The sequence below is a fragment of the Protofrankia sp. Cas4 genome, from assembly GCF_963555915.1.
Lineage (GTDB): Bacteria > Actinomycetota > Actinomycetes > Frankiales > Frankiaceae > Protofrankia.
On sequence record NZ_CAUVXL010000046.1, the window covers coordinates 4,222 to 18,581 of the forward strand.

Sequence of the window (14,360 nt, forward strand, 5' to 3'; positions counted from 1 at the left end):
TGAAACCGAGCAGGAGGGCGATTCCGATGGCCATGTCCGAATAGGCGGAGAAGTCGCAGTAGATCTGCACGCCGTAGCCGTAGATGGCAACCAGTACCTCCAGCGACGAGTGCTGGCTCGGGGTGTCGAAGACCGGATCGACGATCTGCGTGGCAAGCAGGTCCGCGAGCGCGATCTTCTTGACGAGGCCGCCGACGATCAGGAAGATGGCCCGGGTGGCCGGCACCTGGTCCGGGTCTCGCGGGGTGGCCAGCTGTGGAATGAACTCACTGGCCCGGACGATCGGCCCGGCCACGAGATGTGGGAAGAACGCCTGGTACACGGCGAAGTCGCTGGTCTTCGCCGGCTGGATGGTCCCGCGATGGACGTCGATGACATATGACATCGCCTGGAACGTGAAGAATGATATGCCGACCGGCAATGCGACCTGGAGCAGCGGGAGTGGCGCAGGCAGCCCGATGCGGTCGAGCATCCGGTCGACGGAGAGGGCGAAGAATCCGTAGTACTTGAACCAGCCCAGCAGGCCCAGATCGCAGCTGATCGCCGCGATGAGGATGCGCCGGTCCCGCCACCGGGCAAGGGCGAGCGCGGCCGCCTGATTGAGGGCGGTCGAGGCGAGTAGGAGCGCGACGAACCGTTTGTCGGCATATCCGTAGAAGAAGTAGGAGGTGCCCAGGATGAAGGGTTTCCACAGGTGCGGGCGGGGCATCAGGCTCCAGGAGCCTGCCATGACCACGGCGAAGAACGCCGCGAACTCGATCGTAGGGAAGACCACCCGTACCCGCCCTCGCGAATGTCACTTTGAGCATCAGGTTTTCGACTTAAGGTAGTCGAGCGTGCACGGGTGGGGCGATGGGCACCAGTGGGGGCACCAGTGGGAGCGTCAGCGGGAGCGGCGGCTGTACGGTCCTGGCTGAGTGCGCGATTGCGTGTGTATGGGTGATCTTCGGCGGAAGTTCGATGGATTGCGAGCATCAGCGGCGCCTGCTCGCTACCTTCCGTCTATGGGCACGGTTCAGGCCAATGGCATCGAAATCGCGTACGAGCTGCACGGTGACCCCAGCGGCCTGCCGCTCCTCATCGTCAGCGGGCTGGGCCAGCAGCTTGTCGGCTGGCATCCTGATCTTCTCCGCGCGATGGTGCGCAGAGGTTTCCGGGTCGTCGTCTACGACAACCGGGACGTCGGGCTTTCCACCCACTTTGATCATCTTGGCCAGCCGGACCTCACGGCCGCGCTCTCCGGGGATGCCGACGCCGCTGCCTACACTCTCCTGGACATGGCGGCTGATGCCATCGGTCTGATGGACGCTCTGGGCTGGGAGTCCGCGCACGTCCTGGGGAGCTCTCTGGGTGGCATGATCGCCCAGACGCTTGCGCTGCACTTTCCCGATCGGGTACGCAGCCTGACGTCGGTCTCCTCGACCCCGGGCAACTATGAGGAGACCCAGCCGACCCCGGAGGCGGCTGCCGCATTGCTGCGCCCGGTGGCCGCGAGCCGCGAGGCGTTCATAGACGGGGCCGAGCAGGCATACAACATCATCGGGCCGGGTGAGTTCCCGCACGACCGCGAGTGGGCGCGTCGGCGGGCTGGGATGGCGTGGGACCGCAGGTACGACCCGCACGGGACCGCGCGGCAGTTGCTTGCCGCCCTGGCGGCTGACGACCGGACGGCGGCCCTGCGCCAGCTGACGATTCCCACCCTGGTCGTGCACGGTACGGCCGATCCGCTCATTCCGGTCGCCGGTGGTCGCCATACCGCGGCCGCCGTCCCGTTCGCCGAGTTGCTGGAGATCGACGGAATGGGCCACGACCTCCCGCGCCAGGTCTGGGAGCGCCTGCTGGACAAGCTCGACGACGTGGCCCACCGAGGCGAAGTGGCCACCACTGCGCGCAGGATGCCCATCGCGTAGGGCCATCGCGTAGGGCCCGGGCATGGGGATGGGCATGGGGATGGGCCGGTTTCGGCGATGGTCGCCTTTGTGCCCTGTGTCACTGCCCGGGTTGGTAACAGGGTGCTCGCTAGGAGCGTGACGGGTTGGCACGGTACCATCACGTATGAGTAAGTGTTCGATCAAATTCCTTCTTCTCGTTCGCACACTTCTTGTGTTGTCACGACTGACCGTTATTACGGCTGGCTGTCACGAGGGGTAAGGGTCATTCGAACTGGTCCGGTTTTTGGCAACCGTCGTGCCTGGTTCGGCGGACAGCCCGGCCTCGCTGGAAGTGCGGTCGAACGAGGGCAACTACGACGGTTCGCCCCGCTGGCCGGCGGGCTGGCGATGGTTGTCGCACTCGCGTCGGTGGCCGTGGCGGCCGGGAAGACCGGCCTGCGGGAGGCAGAGCGGGAGCGCCTTTCCGACCGGTCCAGCCTTGTTGAGCGAATCGCCTACAACACCTCAAAAGTGGACGATCCAGAACGAATGCGGGCGGCCGTCGAGAGCACGCCGTTCATTCCGGACCAGCCGGACGCCGACGCCCGACTGCTGCGGCAGCTGCAACGAACGCCCGCTGGAGACCCCAGCCTGGTCGTCGCCCTCGTCGACCCGGTTGGTAGGCCGGTGGCCACCGTTCCAGCGGCGCGTCGGATATCCGTATCTGATCTTGGTGAGGCCTGGTCGGCCGCACTGGCTGGACGGTCGGCCATGTCGCCGGTATTCGTCCTGGACGATCAGATCGTTCGGGCCACGGTCGCACCGGTGGGCACCGGTCGCCCGTGGGCGGTGGTGGTGCAGGTCGCCGACGAGGCTGTGTCCCGGCAGCGTGAGGAGAAGCGTGCCTCGTTCGGCGGTGTTCCTGGCGGGTTCGGCAATCTTGATGCCTCGGGCGTCGCGTTCGCATCCTGGGACCAGGCGTTGCGGGGCCGACGGCTGGTTGAACCGGCGCGCCTTGCGGATCTGATTCCGGGCGCGGTCCGGGTGTGGACGTCAGGCCGTGGCGCGGCGCAGCTCACCACTCTCGCGGCGCGCCAGCAAACGACCGGTTATACGACGATTTTCCAGCAGCCCACAGCACGCATGTTCGCCGATCTCCGGGCCCGCCAGCGCCGCCATGACCTGATCCTGCTGGTTGTCCTTACCAGCTGCCTGGGCGGCCTGGCCGCGTTCGGGCTGCGCCGGGAGCGGTCGGCCAAGCGGGGTCGGGCCCGACTGCGCACCATGCTCGGCGGCGTCCGGGATATCATCGTCGTCGTCGGTGTGGATCGGGTGATGACTTTTGTCAGCCCGGCTGTTAGGGACCTGCTCGGCTATGACACCACATCCTGGCTCGGCTGCGCGCTCACCGACTTCGCCCATGCTGACGACGTGGGCCGGATCCAGCGGTTACTTGCCGAGCCCGGCGGCGGCACCGCTTTCGACGTACGATTGATCCCTGCCTCGGGTGCGGTGCGTTGGTTCGACCTGGAAGCACGTGACGTCACCGACCATCCCGAGTTGGCCGGTGTGCTGGTCACCTGTCACGAGACGGGTGAGCGCAAGGACCTGCAGGACCGGCTGGGTTACCAGGCGTCACACGATGCACTGACGGGTATTCCCAACCGGACGCTCTTCATGAGCGCGTTGGCAGCGGCCGTCGGTACCGCCCGTTGCGGTGGGTCGTCGTTCGCGCTGCTGTTCATCGACCTCGACCACTTCAAGCCGGTCAACGACGGTCTTGGCCACGATGCCGGTGATGCGGTTCTGCGGGTCGTCGCGGCCCGTCTCGTCCAGACGCTGCGCGATGGGGACCTGGCGGCCCGGCTCGGCGGCGACGAGTTCGCGATCCTGCTCGCGGGCGCGGACGAGGTATCGGCGGGTGCGGTCGCCGACCGTGTCATCGAATCGATACGCGCACCGATCACCGTCGGGACATCGATCGTTCAGGTTGACGTCAGCATCGGCATCGCGACCTCGACGCTGTCGCTCGAAACGCCCGACCATTTCCTCGGCGTCGCGGACCAGGCTATGTACGAGGCCAAGCGGACCGGGAAAGGCCGCTTCGTCGTGGCGGTCGCTGGCGCCCAGCCTCTTGCCAGTCGTCCTCGTATCCCCGTCACCGACCTTGCCGGCGAGGTGTACCTGCCGGCGCCACGTCAATCCGCGGTCGGTGCGGTCGGTGGGCATTTCTCCGCATCCGGACGACCCGAGCGTTGCGTGCCCACGGGTCGTGCCCGCCGGTACCGGTCGGGCCGGCTGATCGCACCGCTGGTCGGCGGCGTTGTCCTGCTCGCGATGGCCGCGATCAGCGTGTGGCTGCAGACACAGGTACGTCATGGCGCGGAGCAACAATCGGTTTCGGCCTTCTACGGGGACATCAGATCCGGCCGGTGGAGCCGCGACCTAAGCCTGCTCGCCCTGCTCGCCCTGGTCACCACTGCGGTTGCCGGGCTCACCGTCCGCCACGGTCGGCGGGAATCGGCGCTGCGTCGCGACGAAGGACGGCTGCAGGCACTGCTCCACAACGCCCACGATCTCGTGATCGCCACCGGCGCGGATGGCCGCATCACCTTTGTCAGCTCCGCTGTCGAGGTACTGCTCGGTCACCGGGCCCGGTGCTACGTCGGCCGGCACCTGCCCGACGCGGCCCATCCCGACGATGCAGCCACCCTGGCGGAGTTCCTGCGGCTCGCCGCGGAGGTGGGCGCCGCCGCGGTCCGCGATATTCGGCTGCATGCGCTCGACCGCGGCTACCGCTGGTTCGACATCGAGGCAAGCGATCTGCGCGGCCAGCCGGAGGTGGCCGGCATCCTGCTGACCTGCCATGAGATCGGCGAACGCCGGAAGCGCCAGGACCAGTTGCGCCACCAGGGCCGCCATGACGCTCTCACCGGCCTGCCGAACCGGGCTGCGTTTGTTCGGCGCCTTCATGGCATCACCGAGGACGGGGCGGTATCGACGTTCGCGGTACTGCTTATTGATCTTGATCGGTTCAAGCCACTGAACGACACGTACGGCCATGACGTCGGCGACGAGGTGTTGCGGATCATCGGAGCACGCCTGGCCAGGGTGAGTGGGGCGCAGGACGTGGTCTACCGCCTCGGTGGCGACGAGTTTGCCGTCGTCCTGCGCGATGTGGACGGCCCGCAGACCCGCGGGGTCGCAGACCGCTTGCTTGCCGCGATCCGCCAGCCCATGTCCGTCGGCGCGACGTTGGTCAGTGTTGACGCGACCGTCGGTATCGCCGTGGCGGAACCGGCCGAGGGCCATCCTGAGGTTGCCGTCCGCAATGCCGATCTTGCCATGTTGCGGGCGAAGAGGGCCGGGCGGTCGCAATCAGCGGGAACGTCGTCCGCTACGTGCGCGTAGGTAGTCCCGGACGACATACTGACCCAGCGCCCCCGGATCGGGGGACAGCATCCGACCGCCGTTGCGCCGCGCGACCTCATCGACGAACTGCACCAGCCGTGGCTCGTTGTCAAGCATGAACACGTTGATTGTCGCCCCACGGCGGGTCAGTCGGTCCACCTCGGCCAGGGTCAGCTCGAGGGTTTCCGGAGTGGGCGGCCAGGAGAAGGCGGGCGTGCCGTTACGCATCAGGTGCGCGGTCGGCTCACCGTCGGTGACCACCAGTACGATCGGTTCGGAATCCGGATGTTTCGACACCAGCCGACCCGCGATCATCAGTGCGTGCTGGAGGTTCGTGCCCTGTACCACTTCGGAGTCCAGCCCGGCGAGCTCCACCGGGCGCAGCAGCCGGGCGTAGTCGGAGAAACCGACCAGATGGATCGTGTCCTGCGGGAACTTCGTGCTGATCAGGGTGTGCAGCGCGAGCGCTGTCGACTTCGCCACTCCCCAGGTCCCCCGCAGCGCCATGGAATAGGAGAGATCGACCAACAGGCACACCACGGCCGAGGTCCGGCGTTCGGTCTCGGCGACTTCGAAGTCGGCGACATCCAGGCGCACCGCTCCGTCCGGGCCGGCCGGCCCCGCCCGTAGAACCGCGTTGCGGACAGTGCGGACGACGTCGAGGGGCTGGGCGTCACCGAAGCACCACCGCCGGGATGTCCCGGTGAGCTCGCCGGCCGCGCCGGCGTCGGCGACATCGTGATCACCGCGTCCGTGGGCGTCCAACCGGTGGAAGATGCGAGTCAGCGCGGTCTGCCCGATGCGGCGGACCGCCCGCGGGGTCAGCTCCAGGTTGCCGGCGTTGCGGGTCAGGAAACCCTGGCGTTCCAGCTCCTTTTCGATCTGCTGGAGGGTACGCAGGTCGTCGACGGCATCTCGGCCCAGCGCTCGCGCGATCGCGTCCGGATCGATGTCCTCCAGGGACGCCCCGGCGTAGTCCTGGGACAGCGCGGCAGCCAGTTCGTCGAGCTCAGCCAGCTCCTCCAGCGCGCTGGTGGCCTCCCCCAGCCCGAGGGGGCGCTCGCCGGTCATCGGGTCCCGCACCCGGCCGCGCGCGGGCTGGCCCCAGCCGAGGTCCGGGCGGGCGGCCCGGAGCGCATCGTGCAGCCGGGACAGCTCGGCCGCCAGGCCCATGTCAGCCATGGCGGCGGTCATCAGATCGGCCAGTTCCTGACGTTGCTGCGGGGACAGGCCCGCCATCAGCCGCGCAGCAGCCGCGGCGCGCCGCGCCAACGAATCCACCAGCTCGTCCAGCGAGCGCGGATTGTCCGGGAAGAAGTCACCGAACGAGCGCATGAAGTTCTCGAACGCGGCGTCGGTGTGCTCGCCGCGGGCATCCGCCTCCAGCATGCTGTTGAGCGCGTTCAGCATGTCTGCCACTCGGGCCATGGCCGCGGGCGTGCTGTTCTCCAACGCCTGTTTCATGCCGCGGAACTGCGTGTCGAGCACCTCGCGGCGGAGCAGGTCGGAGATCTTTGCGAACGTCTCGCGCGCAAGGGGCGAACGCCACTCGTAGTCGGCCAGCGCGCTCACGGCCCGGGCCGGGTCGCCCGGCACGGCGTCGAGTTCGGCTTCGCGCAGGCGGGCATCGTCGGAGGGGTCCGGGAACAGCGCGGTCCGCTCCTGCCCCACCGCCTCGTCCAGAAGCTCACGGACCTGCTCCAGAGTGCCGTCCAGACGCCCGCGCGCGCGGGCCTCGCGCCGCCGGCGCTCCACCTGGCGGCGCAGATCCTCCAGGCCACGGCGGTTGGGTGTGCCCCGGCGCAGCAACGCGTCCAGAGCCTCGCGCGGGGTTCGGCCATCAAGGATGTGCTCGGACATCTCGTCCAGCGCGCCCGCCACGTCGAACGGGTATGCCAGGGGGTCCGGGCCCCCGTCCCATGGGCCGTACCGGAATCCCGCCGGCCCGGTCCCGGCGCTCATCCGCCGTACACCGTCCGGCCCGGCAGTTCTTCCTTGGCGAGCCGCCGGTTGAGGTGCAGACCCTCCATAGCCAGTTCAAGCCCGGCCGCGGCGAGCCCCGGCGACTCCGCACCGTCAATGCCGAGCCTGATGAGGATCGCGGCGAGCCCCGGCACCGGGCCGACCCGCCGAAGCAACTCCGTGGCCGGGATGAGATCACCGGTCTCAACCGGGCCGTCCACCTCGAAACGCCGTTGCAGACCGCTCAGGTCGGTGCCGGCGAGTCGGGCGCGAAAGGTCTCGGCGACAGCCCGCCGCAGCAGGTGCGCGAGGATCTCGTCCTCCCGCCCCTCCTCCAGCTGGTCGAACTCGACCTTGCCGCGTACCGCCGGCACGATCGTTGAGAGATCGACGACCCGGGCCGTCGGAACGTTTTCGCCGGCCAGCGCCGCCCGGCGCACCGCCGAGGCGGCCACGGTCTCGACGGCGGCCACCGACAGCCGGGCCGACACGCCGGAGCGCCGATCGACCTGCGGGGCGTCGCGCACCAGCCGGGTGAAGCGCGCGACCACCTCCAGCAGGTGGTCGGGGACGGCGGGAAGGCCCAGCGGCGAGTCCCGCCAGTTCAGCGCCGCCTCTTGGCGGATCAGGGCCAGTTCGTCGTCGAGGCGCAGCGGGTAGTGGGTGCGGACCTCGGCGCCGAAGCGGTCCTTGAGAGGTGTGATGATCCGGCCCCGGTTGGTGTAGTCCTCGGGATTCGCCGAAGCGACGAGAAACAGGTCGAGCGGGAGCCGCAGGACGTAGCCCCGGACCTGGATGTCGCGTTCCTCTAGCACGTTCAGGAGCGATACCTGGATCCGTTCGGCCAGGTCGGGAAGTTCGTTCACGCTGAAGATGCCGCGGTTGGTACGTGGTATCAGACCGTAGTGGACGGTCTCCGGGTCACCCAGAGTGCGGCCCTGTGCGACCTTGACCGGGTCGACGTCGCCGATCAGATCGCCGACGCTGGTGTCCGGCGTGGCCAGTTTCTCGCCGAACCGTTCGAAGCGGTGCTTCCACGAAACCGGGGTGTCGTCACCGAACTCGGTGACCAACAGCCGGCACCGGGTGCACACTGGGGTGAAAGGGTGATCATTGATCTCGCAGCCGGAGACCACCGGTGTCCACTCGTCCAACAGGCCCACCAGGGTGCGGATCAGGCGGGTCTTGCCCTGCCCGCGTTCCCCGAGGAAGACGATGTCGTGCCCGGCGAGCAGGGCACGCTCGACCTGGGGGAGCACGGTGTCGTCGAAGCCGACGATGCCGGGAAACCGGTTCTCGCCACCCGCCATCCGGGCGAGGGTGTTGTTGCGCAGTTCAGTGCGTACGGACCGGTGCCGGTGTCCTGAGCCACGCAGGACACCGAGCGTTGTCGGTTCAGGGGACTGCGGGGCCTGGGCCCCTGACAGATCGAGCACTAGTTGACGGTACGTCCCCGGGGTCTCGGGCGCAGGGAAGTTGCCCCGACCGGAGGCGGCGCGATGATGTTTTGTGCGCCGCCGGAGGTCTTGGGGTGGGCACTGACCGGAGGCGGCGCGATGATGTTTTGTGCGCCGCCGGAGGTCTTGGGGTGGGCACTGACCGGAGGCGGCGCGATGATGTTTTGTGCGCCGCCGGAGGTCTCGGGAAGTCGGTTACCCCGGCTGCGGTATGCCGGCCCGGGCTGCGGGTCCGGGCCGGTCGCTCTGAGGAGATCAGCGGTGGTACGGCTCCACCGAGACGATCGCAACCCGGGCCGGGCGGCCGTTGGGCAGGGTGTAGGTCACGGTGTCACCGGCCTTGTGGCCGGCGACCGCTCCACCCAGTGGTGACTGTGCCGAATACACCTCAAGCGGTGTGCTGTGGTCCTCGCGGGATCCGATCAGGAACTTTTCGGTGTCGTCGTCGTCGGGGAAGCGGACCTCGACCACGGTGCCCGGACCCGCAGCGCCGTTGAACTGCGGCGCCTCGCCGACTCGCGCGTCACGCAGCAGGTCGGTGAGCTGTCGGATGCGGGACTCCATCTTGCCCTGTTCTTCCTTGGCTGCGTGGTAGCCGCCGTTCTCCTTGAGGTCACCCTCCTCGCGAGCAGCTTCGATCTTGTTGGCGATCTCGACACGACCGGTCCCGGTGAGGTGGTCGAGCTCCCCGCGGAGCCGGTCGTACGCCTCCTGGGTCAGCCACGTCTGCTGCGACACGCGTCACGCTCCTTACGTTGCCTGGGGCCGCCGGCCGCGCGCGACAGAACCATGATCGCGCGGCCTTTGGCCGGTTACATTGCTTGGGGCCGCTATATCTCGGTGGGACTCTCGCGGGGCCTTTGTTGGGTTATTTCGCCGTGAAGGGCGGCCGATGGTGGAAATTGTTGGAGTCAAGGGCGGTGGGCGGGGGTTGGAAGTGATGGCGGGGACAGGGGCAAACGCCCAGCTTAACAGTTGGCAGTCTGAGTCGGAGCAACCGCGCGCAGGCAAGCGTCACTGCTTGCCGTAGACGACGAACCAGGACACGACCGCGCCCTGGTTGCGTGCCAGGACCCCGCCCGCTTGTCAGCCGGGGCGGGTGATCTGACAGTCCTCGACTTCGACCACGTTTGCCTCCCGTGATGTGGTCAGTGTGACCTTTACGGTCGTGACCCGTCGGCCGTCTGTAGTCGGACCGACAACGATGTCGGTACGTCGGCCGACGACCTGGTCATCCCGGGAGCGTGCGCGGACAGTGCATTGTGCCACGGCGTTGGGTGACTTTTCCACATCGAACGTCAGCTGCGCCTGCGTCCCGTTGATCCGGAAGGCGCGGGTGGCATAGTCCAGCCGGTCCGGATGGCCCTGGACCCACCCGGCGCCGACCGCCGCGACCACGATGATGAGGACTGTCGCCAGCAGGAACCAGGGTGCCACCCTGATCCCACCGAGCCACGGGATGTCGAGCCAGCGCAGGGGGAAGCCGAGCACGCGCGACCGTCCCGGCAGGGCGGCGCGCCGTGTCTGTCTGGACGAGGTCACCGGAGGCATCGGGGACAATGGTGGCATGTCCGAGGCGACCAGTGGGGATGGCCTGCGACTCATGGCAGTTCACGCCCACCCTGACGATGAGTCCAGCAAGGGTGCGGCAAGCATGGCACGCTACGTCCACGAGGGCGTTGACGTACTTGTGGTGACCTGCACCGGTGGTGAGGCGGGCACCGTACTGAACCCCGATCTGGACAGACCGGACGTCCACGCCCGCCTGCCGCAACTGCGGCGGGCCGAGATGGAGGAAGCACGTCGCATTCTGGGAGTCCGGCAGGTCTGGCTGGGTTTTCATGACTCCGGTCTGCCCGAGGGTGATCCGCCGCCGCCGCTGCCGGAAGGGTGCTTCGCGCTCATGCCGCTGGCTGACGCGGCCAGACCGTTGATCCGACTGATGCGGGAGTTCCGGCCGCAGGTGGTGCTCACCTATGATGAAAACGGTGGATATCCACATCCTGATCACATCATGAACCACAAGGTCACGATCGAGGCGTTCGAGGCTACGGGTGACGCGGAGCGTTACCTAGAGGTAGGACGCGAGGTCGGTCTGTCACCATGGCAGCCACTCAAGCTCTATTATCACCAGACGTTCCACAAGGCGCGGATGCTCGCCCTGCATGACGCCATGCTCGCGAGCGGGCGTGAATCGCCCTATGTCGAGTATCTGGCGAAGTGGGTCGACCGCGCGGGTGACGCCGGGCGGATCACGACCAGAGTTCCGTGCGAGGACTTCTTCGAGACCCGCGACCGTGCGTTGCTGGCCCACGCCACCCAGGTGGACCCGAACGGGCCGTGGTTCCGCATCCCACTGAAGATCCAGCGCGAGGCGTGGCCCACTGAGGACTACCAACTCGCCCGATCGCTGATCGAAGTGGGGACGCTGCCCGAGAACGACCTCTTCAACGGGATCCGCCGATCGCCCTGATTGTCAGGAAATGGCCCGGGGTGCGGGCACGGCCACGAGCCATCGGTCGTTGCTGGTGACAGGATGCTGTCTCAATGCGGCATCCAGGCCCGCACATGCGAACGCACGGCCCATTTGGCATGGATGAGAGGAACACGTCATGGCGATCTGGGATCGTCTGCGCACCACCACGACGACCATGCAGCAACAACTGAACGCCAAGAAAAACGATCTTAAAAGCGGTGCCTTCAGGGACGCGAGCATGGCCATGTGCGCGCTGGTCGCAGCCGCCGACGGCAGCATCGACCCGGACGAGCGCCGTAAGGTCGCCGCGCTCATCGGGTCGAACGAGGTATTGCAGAACTTTCCGGCTGACCAGCTACAGCAGAAGTTCAACGACTACTGCACCAAGCTGGCGACCGACTTCGACTTCGGCAAGGTCAGTGTGATCCAGGACATCGGCAAGACCAAGAAGAAGCCCGCCGAAGCACGGGCGGTGATCCAGATAGGCATCGTCATCGGCGGTGCTGACGGTAACTTCGACAAGTCCGAGCAGCAGGTTGTTCGGGAGGCATGCTATGCGGTGGGGCTGGACCCCCACGAGTTCGACCTCTGATCGGCGGGCTCCAGCCGGCGCCTGACCGCGTTTCTCGTCGCCTTGCGTACGCCTCCGGGTACGCGGCGGCTCCTCGACCTTGTCAGTCATCCGGCTGGAGCCCGCCGGCACAGGGCCCCAGCCGGATTGCGACGTAGGGTTGAGGCGTGACTCTTGCGGGACAGACCCTTGCACTTGAGGTCAGCGCGGGCACTGGCGGGTTCCTCGTGGTCCTGCTGCTGGGCCTGGCGGCTGTCGGCCTCTTCACGATGATGTCGCGCAGCCTTGTACGGCTGCGTGGCAACGTCGCCAGCGGACGCTTTGGGAAGCATACGGCAGATCGAGGTGGACAGCCCGACGGTCATGGCTCCGGCAACGGCCATGGCTCCGGTAGCGACATCCCGGTCCAGGACGCAGCCGGGCGCTCGTAACGATGTGAATCTGATGCTCCTGCCACAGCACGAGATTCACATCGTTCCCAAAGGGCGTCCGGCAACAGGGGCGTTGATCAACGAGCGGGGCGACAGCAGCGATGATCAATCCTCGGGGTCGGCGCGGCGCTGACGCAAGACCCGCGCCCGCTGCTTTTTGCCGGTGATGCGCCGCTGCACGGCTCCGGCGGATGGACGGGTCGGGCGCCGCGCCTGTGGTGGGGGTTCGCTCGCGGTGCGCAGGGTTGCCGTCAACCGTGCGAGGGCAGCTTCACGATTACGTAGCTGCGATCGGTGTTCGCTGGAGGTCACGGTGAGGACGCCGTCGACCAATCGACCTTCCAGCCGCGTCAGTGTCCGCTCGCGTAGCCGTTCGGGAAGCGACGGCGAACGGCGAACGTCAAAGGATACCTCGACCCGGCTGTCCGACGTGTTCACCCCCTGCCCGCCAGGCCCGCTCGACCGGGAGAATCGCCAGGTCAGGTCGGATTCGCGCAGTATGAAGCCCGGGCGGACCTGAGATGGTGGAAATGTCACTGCACCATGGTCGCCGATCCGCGCGCCGCCGCCACCGAATTTAGGGAGCGGCGCGGTCCGGTAGGGCTGACACCTGATGGGGGACTGGCCCTGACTGTGAAACATCCGAATTGTGCCGATTTGCTCGACCTGCTGCTGGATGCCGGTAGCTGGACCTGTTGGGATGGCGCTCCGGAGCAGCCGACGGTGAGCGCCGCCTATGGTCGGGATCTGTCGCGGGCCGCCGCACGTAGCGGTAGGGACGAGTCGATCCGGACCGGTGCGGGCCGGGTGGCTGGCCACCGGGTCGCTGTGGTGGCCAGCGAGTACGATTTTCTCGGCGGCAGCGTGGGCCGGGCCGCGACAAGGCGTGCCACGGCCGCGATCGAACGGGCCACCGCCGAGAAACGGGTACTGCTCGCGTTGCCCGCGAGCGGCGGCACCCGGATACAGGAGGGCACCCCCGCGTTCCTGCAGATGCTGACGATCAGTGCTGCCATTGCCGGGCACCGGGCGGCCAGCCTGCCCTACCTCGTCTACCTGCGCCACCCCACGACCGGCGGAGTGCTGGCGTCATGGGCATCGCTTGGCCATGTCACCTTTGCCGAACCCGGTGCATTGGTCGGGTTCCTCGGTCCTCGGGTGGTTGAGGCGCTCACGGGCGCGGCGCTTGCGCGTGACGCGCAGAGCCCGCGGGCGCTGCGCCGGGCCGGTGTGGTGGACGCCGTTGTCGCCCCCGTTGACCTGCGGGAAGCCGTCCAGCGGGTGCTGCGCGTCGTGGCGGTGGACCGAGGCCCGACGACCGCGGAGAGCGATACGGGAGCCCAACCGGCCGGCGTCGAGCTGGTCGAGCGTGGTGAGCCGGATCAGACGGGGGATCCGTGGGCGTCGGTGTTGGCGACCCGCGCGCCTGACCGTCCCGGATTACGTGCGTTTCTGGCTGCCTCGACCAGCGATCTCACCCTTCTCGGCGCGTCCGAGCTGGGCCAGGGCCCGGATGTGCCCGGCACGCCGATGGTCACGGCGCTCGCCCTGCTGCGTGGCATTCCATGCGTTGTCATCGGGCAGGACCGTGAGGCCCAGCGCCATCAGCCCATCGGGGTGCGCGCCCTGCACGCGGCGCAACACGCGGTGCAACGGGCTGCCGATCTTCGTCTACCCATAGTGACTGTAATCGACACGCCGGGAGCGGAACTCTCGGAGGAGGCAGAACGCAGCGGCCTGGCCGCGGCGATCGCGCACTGCCTGGCGGCACTGTTGAGCACACCGGTGCCGACGGTGAGCGTGCTGCTCGGACAGGGCGCGGGCGGTGCCGCGCTGGCCCTGCTGCCGGCGGACGCCGTGGTGGCGGCCGAGGACGCCTGGTTGGCTCCGCTGCCACCCGAGGGTGCATCGACAATCATGCACCGTACTGTTGACCATGCCGCCGAGATGGCGCGCGAGCTACGGATCACCGCCGATGACCTGTACCGGCTGGGCGCGGTCGACGTCGTCGTCGCGCGCGGTCCGGCCGGCGTCGGCACGACCGCCGGGTTCGCCGGGCTCGCCGGTGCTGTCGCGCACTGTCTAGCAGGCGTCGCGGTCCGCGACGCCGCTACGAGGCTCGCGGCGCGACGCGACCGTCATCGGCGCCTGTCGTCGTGACCGACGGTGATCGTGGCAGCT

Annotated in this window: 12 protein-coding genes; 6 read left to right on the forward strand and 6 right to left on the reverse strand. The window is 67.9% G+C overall.

Going from position 1 to position 14,360, the window contains the following annotated elements; genetic code table 11:
- Positions 1 to 775 (reverse strand): MBOAT family O-acyltransferase (locus tag U9979_RS04615; RefSeq protein WP_416219420.1); only part of this gene is annotated, 775 nt, incomplete at its 3' end.
- A gap of 229 nt (positions 776 to 1,004) precedes the next feature.
- On the opposite strand from U9979_RS04615, the gene U9979_RS04620 reads away from it, so the two are divergent.
- Together U9979_RS04620 and U9979_RS04625 are read left to right on the forward strand one after the other, a co-directional pair.
- On the forward strand, positions 1,005 to 1,910 hold the full coding sequence (locus U9979_RS04620; protein ID WP_322747627.1) for an alpha/beta hydrolase: 906 nt from the start codon (positions 1,005 to 1,007) through the stop codon (positions 1,908 to 1,910).
- Between the two features lie 369 nt (positions 1,911 to 2,279).
- A complete protein-coding gene (locus tag U9979_RS04625) occupies positions 2,280 to 5,282 on the forward strand; it encodes a diguanylate cyclase domain-containing protein (protein WP_322778400.1) in 3,003 nt (1,000 codons plus the stop codon).
- On the opposite strand, the gene U9979_RS04630 is transcribed toward U9979_RS04625, so the two are convergent.
- The 4 genes from U9979_RS04630 to U9979_RS04645 form a co-directional block, all read right to left on the reverse strand.
- Positions 5,250 to 7,244 carry a vWA domain-containing protein gene (locus U9979_RS04630; RefSeq protein ID WP_322778401.1) on the reverse strand — a complete coding sequence of 665 codons (1,995 nt, stop codon included), beginning with the start codon at positions 7,242 to 7,244 and terminating at the stop codon, positions 5,250 to 5,252. The two genes, U9979_RS04625 and U9979_RS04630, sit on opposite strands and share 33 nt — an antisense overlap.
- Positions 7,241 to 8,680 carry a magnesium chelatase gene (locus U9979_RS04635; RefSeq protein WP_322778402.1) on the reverse strand — a complete coding sequence of 480 codons (1,440 nt, stop codon included), beginning with the start codon at positions 8,678 to 8,680 and terminating at the stop codon, positions 7,241 to 7,243. The genes U9979_RS04630 and U9979_RS04635 overlap by 4 nt, the downstream gene beginning before the upstream one ends.
- Positions 8,681 to 8,956: 276 nt before the next feature.
- Entirely contained in the window at positions 8,957 to 9,439 is a 483-nt protein-coding gene (gene greA / locus U9979_RS04640) for a transcription elongation factor GreA (protein ID WP_322747632.1), read from the reverse strand.
- A 348-nt stretch (positions 9,440 to 9,787) separates the two neighbouring features.
- Positions 9,788 to 10,243 carry a DUF4307 domain-containing protein gene (locus U9979_RS04645; RefSeq protein WP_322752671.1) on the reverse strand — a complete coding sequence of 152 codons (456 nt, stop codon included), beginning with the start codon at positions 10,241 to 10,243 and terminating at the stop codon, positions 9,788 to 9,790.
- 25 nt (positions 10,244 to 10,268) lie between these two features.
- On the opposite strand from U9979_RS04645, the gene mca reads away from it, so the two are divergent.
- From mca to U9979_RS04660, 3 genes are all read left to right on the forward strand, one after another.
- The gene (gene mca, locus U9979_RS04650) at positions 10,269 to 11,174 is read left to right on the forward strand and encodes a mycothiol conjugate amidase Mca (RefSeq protein WP_322778403.1); all 906 of its coding nucleotides are present in this window, start codon (positions 10,269 to 10,271) and stop codon (positions 11,172 to 11,174) included.
- Positions 11,175 to 11,313: 139 nt separating this feature from the next.
- Positions 11,314 to 11,769: a tellurite resistance TerB family protein gene (locus U9979_RS04655; protein WP_322778404.1), complete on the forward strand. Its 456-nt coding sequence runs from the start codon at positions 11,314 to 11,316 to the stop codon at positions 11,767 to 11,769.
- Between the two features lie 146 nt (positions 11,770 to 11,915).
- A complete protein-coding gene (locus U9979_RS04660; RefSeq protein WP_322778405.1) occupies positions 11,916 to 12,179 on the forward strand; it encodes a hypothetical protein in 264 nt (87 codons plus the stop codon).
- A 105-nt stretch (positions 12,180 to 12,284) separates the two neighbouring features.
- On the opposite strand, the gene arfB is transcribed toward U9979_RS04660, so the two are convergent.
- Positions 12,285 to 12,716 (reverse strand): alternative ribosome rescue aminoacyl-tRNA hydrolase ArfB, encoded by a 432-nt coding sequence (arfB, locus tag U9979_RS04665; protein WP_416219425.1) that lies wholly within the window; start codon positions 12,714 to 12,716, stop codon positions 12,285 to 12,287.
- Between the two features lie 186 nt (positions 12,717 to 12,902).
- On the opposite strand from arfB, the gene U9979_RS04670 reads away from it, so the two are divergent.
- Positions 12,903 to 14,339, forward strand: coding sequence for a carboxyl transferase domain-containing protein (locus U9979_RS04670; RefSeq protein ID WP_322778407.1), 1,437 nt, complete (start codon positions 12,903 to 12,905; stop codon positions 14,337 to 14,339).
- Positions 14,340 to 14,360 lie beyond the last annotated feature (21 nt).

Coding starts and splice junctions, on each gene's coding strand:
- U9979_RS04620 (WP_322747627.1), top strand. CDS start 1,005: ATGGGCACGGTTCAGGCCAATGGCATCGAAATCGCGTACGAGCTGCAC.
- U9979_RS04625 (WP_322778400.1), top strand. CDS start 2,280: ATGGTTGTCGCACTCGCGTCGGTGGCCGTGGCGGCCGGGAAGACCGGC.
- U9979_RS04630 (WP_322778401.1), bottom strand. CDS start 7,244: ATGAGCGCCGGGACCGGGCCGGCGGGATTCCGGTACGGCCCATGGGAC.
- mca (WP_322778403.1), top strand. CDS start 10,269: ATGTCCGAGGCGACCAGTGGGGATGGCCTGCGACTCATGGCAGTTCAC.
- U9979_RS04655 (WP_322778404.1), top strand. CDS start 11,314: ATGGCGATCTGGGATCGTCTGCGCACCACCACGACGACCATGCAGCAA.